The following is a 3,144-nucleotide window of genomic DNA, read 5'->3' on the forward strand; positions in this document are numbered from 1 at the left end:
CGTGCTCCAGAAGGTGAACACCTGCTCCAGAGAGGAGGGGGCGATCTCGGCGCTCGTGTCCGGATGGGCCAACAGCGCCTTGATCTCGGAGCCGAATATCAGACGCCCGTCCTGTATCGTGTAGAACAGCGGGCGAATGCCCAGGCGATCGCGGGCGAGGAAAAGGGTGTGCTCTCGCTCGTTCCAGATGGCGATGGCGAACTGGCCGTTCAGCTGGTGCAGACATTCAGGGCCCAGATCCTCATATAAATGAAGGAGAACCTCTGTATCCGTATTCGTGGCAAACCGATGTCCCTGCTCTTCCAGCTGTGAGCGTAACTCAATGTAGTTGTAGATCTCCCCGTTGAAGACGATCCACAGCGACCCATCCTCATTGGCGATGGGCTGCTGGCCGCTGGCAAGGTCGATGATGCTCAAACGGGCGCTGCCCATCCCGATCCACGGATCCCGATAGATGCCGAATTCATCGGGGCCACGATGTCGGATCGTGGCCAGCATCCGGCACAGCACATCTGGATCCACCGGGGGACGATCTGTCAGATTGAGTACGCCGATGATCCCGCACATGCCTATACGCTCACACCAGCCCAGTCTTCTTGATCTTACCCGAAGAGGTCTTGGGCAATCCTTCCCGGAACTCGACGTACTTCGGGATCATGAAGTCCTCCAGATGTGCTCGACAGTGAGCCAGCACATCGGCAGGGGTCAGACTCTCATCGTCTGGAACGATGAACGCTTTGATCGCCTGGCCCAGAATGGGATCCGGCACGCCGATCACGGCCGCCTCCTTGACCCCTTCGAGGCTATACAAGACGTTTTCGACCTCTTTGGGGGATACCTTCTCCCCACGGCTCTTGATGATGTCGTCCTTACGGCCGATGAAGTAGAAGAAGCCCTCTTCGTCCATTCGGAAAAGGTCGCCTGTGTAGCATACGCGCTCGCCCGGGAGGGGACCGGGGCGGAATCGCTCGGCTGTCGCCTCCGGATCTCCCCAGTACCCGCGCATCACGTGTCTTCCCCGGACGACCAGTTCGCCGACCTGGCCGGGGCCCAGACGGTTCCCCTCTTCGTCTTCGATCCAAACCTCGGTCCCGGGGATGGGGATCCCCACCGAATCGGGCCGTTTGTTCAGCTGATCGGGTGGCAGGTAAAGCGTGCGCTTCGTCTCCGTTAGCCCGTACATGGAGTAGAGCTTCGCTTGGGGAAACCGCTCCTGGAGCTGTCTGATGTGGCTAGGAGGCAGGGCGGCTCCCGTATTCGTCAGGTAGCGAAGGCTGGACAGGTCATACTGGCTCAGGTCCATACGCAAGAGCACGGCAAAGACGGTGGGCACGCCGGGGAAGCCCGTCACCCGCTCCTTTTCCATGCGCTTGAGCACGGCGGCCGGATATGCGAATCCCCTCTCCAGGACCAGCGTCCCGCCGAATTTGAAGGCCATCAGGAGCTGATACAGCCCATAGTCGAACGAGAGGGGCAGCACATTGATGATGATGTCATCTTCGACGTTTTCCAGATACTGGATGATAGAGCTCGCGGCGAACACGACGTTGCTGTGGTCGGACATGACCCCTTTCGGATCGCCCGTGCTACCGGAGGTGTAGATCAGGCAGGCCAGGTCGAGATCGATGTTCACGTGTGGCGGGCGGCTGGAGGAGTATGCCTGTTGGATGGCCTCGTAGGAGAGGCAGCGAGCAGGAAGGGATTCATGGCCCGATGTTCGGCTGAGGATGGCCGCCTGAATGGATGGGACTTCGCCCATGAGGCGACTCGCGAGATCCGCCCGCTGTCCTGTAGTGATCAGCGCGCTGGCCTGGCAGTTCTGGAGGATGTAGGCCAGTTTGTGAAATTTGGTGGAGTAATTGACGACGACGAAGACCCCGCCGGCCTTCAGCACGGCGAAGATGCCGACGACGAGTTCGATTAAATGCAGGACCACGCGCTGGCCGCGCTGGATCCCCTGGTCCATCAGCGCATGGGCCAGCCGGTTGGCCATCGCCTCGATCTCCGCGTAGGTCAGGCGTTGCCCTTCGCACACCAGGGCGACCTTGTGGGGCAGGCGATCGGCACTACGTTCCAAGAATTCTTGTACAAGCATATGTATTCAGTGGCTTTGTGCTCATTATGGACTGAGGAGGGGCGCTTGCGCCGGGAACCGGGGAGGTTCGGAGGGCTCTTTTCATGTCTTGGAGAACCCGTTTACCTGATCCTGCCATTCCGGTCCGAAAGAGGCTCATCCCTCCGGGCCTCCCCAGGAGATGGCGCGGTGATGATAGGGAGCTCGTTCCGAAATGGTGCCACCACGTGGTTGGTGGCGTAACGGGAGGAAGGATTACGTTGCTGGCTCGGCCGTTTCGCAGGAGAGAGGCATCTTACGCCGGACGTACGCGGCGAGCTTACTGACGGAATCGAAGTTGTCGGGGGTGATCTCCTCATCTTCCACGGTGATGTGGAAGACTTCCTCGACGAACATGATCAACTCCAACACATTCATCGAGTCGACGATTCCCTCCTCCAAAAACGACGTGTCGTCCGGGTAAGTGTATCCGTTGTCGCTAAAGAGGATGTTCTCGGCGATGTAAGAGCGTATCTTCTCTTCTACAGATGGCATAATCATGCACCCATTTATCAAATCAGATTTCTTGTGATCTCGGCTCCGATCGTGGATCCCCGTTCGAGATCGAGCTGGGGAGGGGATCCGGTATCAGCGGATTGACCCTCTGGGCTCTGTGCCCGGAGCGGCCGGATGTCTGACCGCTCCGGGCATGGTTGAGCACGATTAGCTTCGTCGTCGGCGCGCTGTGATCGTACCGCCGAGGAGGATGATGCCCACCGCGAGCACGGCGATGGCGGCCCATGGCTGTGAGGTAGAGGCGTTGGCCGTGAAGGTGGAGAGGTTCACAGCCGTCGGTGGGGCGCCTGCGAAGTCGAACTGCAGGAGCGAGTATTTCTCACCACCGTAAAGGAGGCCGGTCCAGAGCGTGTCCGAGGTTCCGCCGTTGTAGGTGGGGTTTGCCTGCCAGATGTAGGCGTCGTACACGTCTCCGTCGGTCCCGCGCTGGATGGTGACGCAGGTGACATCGGAGGTATCCAGCGTGTAGCAGATGTCCAGCTTGGGACGATCGGCGATTGTGGTCACCTCGCTGC

Annotated in this window: 4 protein-coding genes; all 4 read right to left on the minus strand. The window is 59.6% G+C overall.

Features of this window, described 5'->3' with window-relative positions; translation table 11 throughout:
- A partial coding sequence (locus GXP39_13975) for an asparagine synthetase B (GenBank protein ID NOZ29141.1) occupies window positions 1–567 on the minus strand: 567 nt, incomplete at its 3' end.
- Window positions 568–577: 10 nt separating this feature from the next.
- Window positions 578–2,095: an AMP-binding protein gene (locus GXP39_13980; GenBank protein NOZ29142.1), complete on the minus strand. Its 1,518-nt coding sequence runs from the start codon at window positions 2,093–2,095 to the stop codon at window positions 578–580.
- A 234-nt stretch (window positions 2,096–2,329) separates the two neighbouring features.
- On the minus strand, window positions 2,330–2,608 hold the full coding sequence (locus tag GXP39_13985) for an acyl carrier protein (GenBank protein NOZ29143.1): 279 nt from the start codon (window positions 2,606–2,608) through the stop codon (window positions 2,330–2,332).
- A 168-nt stretch (window positions 2,609–2,776) separates the two neighbouring features.
- On the minus strand, window positions 2,777–3,144 hold a 368-nt coding region (locus GXP39_13990; protein ID NOZ29144.1), incomplete at its 5' end, for a hypothetical protein.

The sequence above is a fragment of the Chloroflexota bacterium genome, assembly GCA_013152435.1.
Taxonomy (GTDB): domain Bacteria; phylum Chloroflexota; class Anaerolineae; order DUEN01; family DUEN01; genus DUEN01.

What these genes read in the sequence shown, in the direction of transcription:
- GXP39_13980 (NOZ29142.1), bottom strand. Translation starts at nt 2,095, where the DNA reads ATGCTTGTACAAGAATTCTTGGAACGTAGTGCCGATCGCCTGCCCCAC.
- GXP39_13985 (NOZ29143.1), bottom strand. Translation starts at nt 2,608, where the DNA reads ATGCCATCTGTAGAAGAGAAGATACGCTCTTACATCGCCGAGAACATC.